Below are 4,541 nucleotides of genomic sequence, written 5' to 3'. Positions count from 1 at the left end.
CAAGCTCCTGCGCACGCAGGTCGGCGCCGAGGAGATCGCCGAGGTGGTCTCACGCGCGACCGGCATCCCGGTCTCGAAGATGATGCAGGGCGAGCGCGACAAGCTGCTGCAGATGGAAGACCGGCTGCATGCGCGCGTGGTTGGCCAGGACGAGGCGGTGCGGCTCGTCTCCGATGCCATCCGCCGCTCGCGCGCCGGGCTGGCAGACCCGAACCGGCCGTATGGTTCGTTTCTGTTCCTGGGGCCGACCGGTGTCGGCAAGACCGAGCTCTGCAAGGCGCTCGCCGAGTTCCTGTTCGACTCCGAGGAACACCTCATCCGCATCGACATGAGCGAGTTCATGGAGAAACACTCGGTCGCGCGGCTCATCGGCGCACCGCCCGGCTATGTCGGCTACGAGGAAGGCGGCTATCTCACCGAAGCGGTGCGGCGCAAGCCGTATTCGGTGATTCTCCTCGACGAAGTGGAGAAGGCGCATCCGGACGTCTTCAACGTCCTGCTGCAGGTGCTCGACGACGGTCGCATGACCGACGGCCAGGGGCGCACGGTCGATTTCAAGAACACCGTCGTGGTGATGACCTCGAATCTCGGCTCGCAGATGATTCAGCAGATGGCGGGCGACGACTACCAGGTGATCAAGCTCGCGGTGATGGCGGAGGTGAAGAACTACTTCCGGCCGGAGTTCATCAACCGTATCGACGAAGTGGTGGTGTTCCACGCGCTCGACGAGAAGCACATCGGCTCGATCGCGCGCATTCAGCTCGCACACCTGGAGAAGCGGCTTGCGGCGCTCGACATCCGGCTTGAGGTTTCGGATGCCGCCATCGCACAGGTGGCCACCGCCGGCTTCGACCCGGTGTACGGCGCGAGGCCGCTCAAGCGCGCGATCCAGCAGACGATCGAGAACCCGCTGGCGAAGCAGATCCTGGAGGGGCGATTCGGGCCGAAGGACACGGTCCAGGTCGATGCGAAGGGGTACGAGATCGTGTTCGGGCGCATCGGCGAGGCGGCAACCGTGTAAGCGCTTCGGCTGGCGCGCTTTTACTTCCCCGGCAGCACACGTGGCGGGCGGATTGGCGATAATGTGAAGATGCATGCGCCATCCGCCCGTCTTCCATTGCTGCGCGACGCCGAGGTGATGTCCCTCGTCGCCATCGCCCATTCGACGTCGCATTTCTTTCAGCTGGTTTGGCCGCCGCTCTTCCCCTGGCTGATGCCGGCTTTCGGCCTGAGCTTTACCGAGGTCGGTGCCTTGATGACCGTGTTTTTTGTTGTTTCCGGCGTCAGCCAGGCGCTCGCGGGTTTCGCAGTCGATCGCTTCGGGGCCCGCCGCGCGCTGCTCGCAGGCATCTTGTTGCTCGGCCTCGGGGCGGTGCTGCTGGGAGTGGCCAAGGGCTGGGGAACGCTCGCTCTGGCGGCCGCCGTCGCGGGGCTCGGCAACAGCGTGTTTCATCCGGCCGACTTCAGCGTCCTCAATCACCGCGTGTCCACGCCACGCCTCTCGCACGCTTTTTCCGTGCACAGCCTGTCGGGTTACATCGGTTGGGTGGTGGCGCCCCCCTTCATGGTCGGTGTCGCGACGCTCGCCGGCTGGCGTAACGCCGCTTTCGCGGCGGCCGCCGTCGCCGCGGGAGTGCTGGTCTTGCTGTATCTGCGGCGCGCCACGCTCGACGATACGGCATGCGCCGTAAGTGGTGAGGTGCACGCGGTCGACCGCAATCCGGCGTCGACACTCGCGTTCCTGCGCTCACGAACCGTCTGGATGTGTTTCGGCTTCTTCCTCACCGCGGCGATGGCCTTCGGTGCACTCCAGACCTTTACGCCCGCGCTGCTGGAGCGCCTGTACGACATGTCGGTGGCAGTCGCGACTTCGGCGCTGTCCGCCTATCTCGCGGGCGGCGCGGCGGGGATCATGGCGGGCGGCTTTCTCGCTGCCGGACGCGACGATCAGGATCGGATCATCGTGGCCGCTTTGCTCGGTGCGGCAGGCATCGCAGTGCTCGTCGCCATGGCAGTTGCACCGGGCTGGGCGGTGATGGGCCTCATGGCGCTGATGGGATTTCTGACCGGTATCGTCGCGCCCTCACGCGACCTGCTCGTCCGGCGCGCCGCGATGACCGGGCTCGGCAAGCGTGGCTTTGGCCGTGTTTACGGCGTTGTCTATTCCGGGCTCGACGTTGGCCTGGCGGCCGCGCCGCTGGCGTTCGGGCCGCTCATGGATGCCGCGCGTTATCCCGAAGTTCTGATCGGCGTGGCGCTGCTGCAGGGAATGGCGATCTTCACCGCCATCCGGGTCGGCGCGCGGTCGCGCCCGCTGGCAACCACGGCCTGACTCGAACCGAACCGTCGCCTACCAGGGCTGCGGATACTGGCAGCCGGGGTCTACGTCACGACACGAGGAAACGTCGCCCAGCGGACGAGAGAACGTGTAGTTGAGCGGCGTCTCGACGAGCGCACCCCAGGCTTCCCCGCTGCTGCCGCTCGGCAGCGAGAAGGGCAGGGACACGATCCACGCTGCTGCGCCCACTGCGACACCGACGAGCGACACGGGGCGAAGGAAGACGGTATCGAGCAGCATGGCTTCGCCATCGGTGGTCGAGCCGTAGCGCGGCGTCACCTGCTGCGGCGTCGCCGTCTGGGCGTAATAGGGCGAGGATGACGCGCTGCGTTGTTGGGTGCTCGCGCACCCTGCGAGCGGCAGCGCGATGCAGAGAAACAGGGCACACGTCTTGAAGAGCGGACGATCTCTCATGGTTTTATCCTCGTGGCCAAGCGTCGATTCATTTAAGCACAGCCGATCATACGGCGGAAAGCGCCGATCGTCGGCATTGGCGAAGCGCGCAGCCGGCGGGCCTCGACAGTCCTTTTGCGAGACCCGTTGCCGCAGCGTCTGGCGTGCGGAGGTTCGCGCCATGCGGAATCGGGAGTGGTCGATGTGACCTGGGACCGGGCAAACAGGCGCGCCGCCGGCATCGTCGTCCTGCGCCGATGGCCGGAAGGCTGGAGCGTCCTCATCCTGCGCGCCTACCGCAACTGGGATTTCCCGAAAGGTCTTCTCGATCCCGGTGAAAGTCCGCTCGCCGCAGCCCTGCGCGAGACCCGGGAAGAGGCCGGCCTTTCCCACCTAGTCTTTCGCTGGGGCGAGACCTTCATCGACACGGAGCCGTATTCAGGTGGCAAGATCGCGCGCTATTTCCTCGCCGAGAGCCCCGATGGCGAGGTCGTTCTCGAAGTCTCCGCGGAACTCGGCCGACCCGAGCACGACGAGTTCCGCTGGGCGACACCCGACGCGGCAGCCGCCTTGCTGCCTGCGCGCCTGGTGCGCGTGCTGCGCTGGGCACAGCGTCAGGCCGCTTGTGGCACCTGACACCTTCTTCTGCTGCGGCGCATGATTGAAACCGGCTTCAGTTTTCGATGGTCCGGCACAGACCATGCATCGAGCCGCGCCGCACGGGCATTCCGCCCTGGCTACTCCGGAGGCAAGAGCGTCGGAGGTATGGCTTGCAATCCTCTTCGGCACATGACGCGGCGACTCGATTCGAGGGACCTGAGAACCTCGCGGATGCGCGCGCGTATCGGTCGCTGACAGCTGGCCAGTTCGGCGTTCTCCTCGCTTACGTCGCAGCCGGAATCACCTATCTTTCCTGGCGTCCGACCGTCTTCAACGCCGACGCCGTTGCCTTCTCCACAGTTTTCTATGCGGCCGAGCTTTTCGGTTTCCTGTTCGCGCTGCTCCACCTGTTCGTCTGCTGCCGGCTTTCGCATCGCGTCGCCGGCGACCCGCCGCCCGGCCTCTCCGTCGGCGTCTTCGTGGAGAGTGATCGCGCGCCAATGGAGACGCTCGAGCGTACGCTCATCGCGGCGCGCGACATGGACTATCCCCATGCCACGTGGCTGCTGGACGAGGGAAACTGCGCGGAGGCGGAAGCGCTTGCCGAGCGCCTCGGCGTCTTGTATCAGGCCCGCGGCAGCGCCGACTCGGCAAGAGGCCGCGCCCTGCGACGCAGCCGGGCGGCCTTCATCGCGCTCTTCGATGCCCACGACGTCCCGGCTCCCGGCTTTCTCTCGCGCACGCTCGATTTCTTCTGCGACGAGGCGGTGGCCTTCGTGCAGACGCCGCGACATCTGCGGGCCGTCGACGCCATCCAACGCGAGTCCGCGCCGGGGACGCGCCTCGTCTCGCACGACCTGTCGTGGTTCTTCCGCGTCGTCCAGCGCGGTCGCGACAGCTGGAACGCGGCGCTCTTCTGCGGCAGTTGCGTCGTCATCCGCCGCGCCGCACTCGACAAGGTCGGGGGGCTCGGTGCCCGGGCCGCCGCCGATGAGCGTCGGTTCTCGCTGCGCCTGCACGCGCACGGCCTGAAGTCCGTGTATGCGGATGAGCCGCTGGCGACCTCGGTCTCGTCTGACGGCGTGGCGGATTACGTGGAAGCGCGGGCGCGTCGTGGCGGCAGCGCGCACCTCGCGTGCCTCCTGGAGCGCCGCCTGACGCTGTCGCAGCGGCTATGCTATCTGCAACTGGGGATGGCGCCGGTCGAGGC

At 66.8% G+C, this 4,541-nt stretch carries 5 protein-coding genes; 4 read left to right on the top strand and 1 reads right to left on the bottom strand.

The features are described 5' to 3' along the window. On the top strand, positions 1 to 1,021 hold a 1,021-nt coding region (locus JNK68_14795), incomplete at its 5' end, for an AAA family ATPase (GenBank protein MBL8541613.1). A 69-nt stretch (positions 1,022 to 1,090) separates the two neighbouring features. Next, positions 1,091 to 2,332: an MFS transporter gene (locus tag JNK68_14790; protein MBL8541612.1), complete on the top strand. Its 1,242-nt coding sequence runs from the start codon at positions 1,091 to 1,093 to the stop codon at positions 2,330 to 2,332. An 18-nt stretch (positions 2,333 to 2,350) separates the two neighbouring features. Here the strand turns inward: JNK68_14790 and JNK68_14785 are convergent, their stop codons facing one another. Continuing rightward, on the bottom strand, positions 2,351 to 2,752 hold the full coding sequence (locus JNK68_14785) for a hypothetical protein (protein ID MBL8541611.1): 402 nt from the start codon (positions 2,750 to 2,752) through the stop codon (positions 2,351 to 2,353). A 183-nt stretch (positions 2,753 to 2,935) separates the two neighbouring features. On the opposite strand from JNK68_14785, the gene JNK68_14780 reads away from it, so the two are divergent. Both JNK68_14780 and JNK68_14775 read left to right on the top strand, forming a co-directional pair. After that, positions 2,936 to 3,367, top strand: a complete 432-nt coding sequence (locus JNK68_14780) for an NUDIX domain-containing protein (GenBank protein MBL8541610.1) — start codon at positions 2,936 to 2,938, stop codon at positions 3,365 to 3,367. 134 nt (positions 3,368 to 3,501) lie between these two features. After that, the coding region (locus tag JNK68_14775) for a glycosyltransferase (GenBank protein MBL8541609.1) at positions 3,502 to 4,541 on the top strand (1,040 nt) is incomplete at its 3' end.

Source organism: Betaproteobacteria bacterium, assembly GCA_016791345.1.
Taxonomy (GTDB): domain Bacteria; phylum Pseudomonadota; class Gammaproteobacteria; order Burkholderiales; family JAEUMW01; genus JAEUMW01.
This window is presented reverse-complemented; position numbering and strand designations above follow the sequence as displayed.